We start from the raw sequence: 576 nt of genomic DNA on the forward strand, positions 1-576 counted from the left end.
ACGCTGGCCTCCGTGGGCAGAGACGACGAGTCCCGCCGCCTGTAATTCTGTTATGCCCTTGCGCTCGATGTTGAGCGCCGCATTGATATCGCGGTCATGTTCGACTCGACAGAAAGGGCATTGCCAGAGCCGCTTACGCAGCGGCATTTCCAGCATTTTGTGACCGCAGCAATGGCAGGTTTTCGAACTGGCGAACCACTGATCCAGTTTGACCAGATGGACGCCTGCCGCTGCGGCTTTGTATTCCAGTTTCTTGATGAAGCCATGCCAGCCCGCATCCCCGATAGCGCGGGCAAGGTGGTGATTCTTCATCATGTTGGCCGATTTCAGTGTCTCCACAATTATCGCTTGGTTTTCGTCAACCATTGAACGAGACAGTTTGTGTTGAAAATCGGCGCGGGCATTCGCTACCCGCTCATGTACGGCGGCAAGCCTCTGTCGTGCTTTACGACGGTTGGCGCTGCCTTTTTGTTTCCGGGAGAGGGCCTTCTGTTTACGCCTCAGATTACGGCCGGCATTGATAAGATGACGGGGATTGGCCATCTTATCTCCGCTGGATTTGACAGCGTAGTGAGA

The 576-nt window shown here is 54.9% G+C and carries 1 protein-coding gene; it reads right to left on the bottom strand.

Annotation, left to right across the window (positions count from 1 at the left end):
* A partial coding sequence (locus EAE93_RS24050; protein ID WP_214040741.1) for an RNA-guided endonuclease InsQ/TnpB family protein occupies positions 1-576 on the bottom strand: 576 nt, incomplete at both ends.

Origin of the sequence: Photorhabdus akhurstii (assembly GCF_018448925.1) — a bacterium.
In the GTDB taxonomy this organism is placed as follows: Bacteria; Pseudomonadota; Gammaproteobacteria; order Enterobacterales; family Enterobacteriaceae; genus Photorhabdus; species Photorhabdus akhurstii.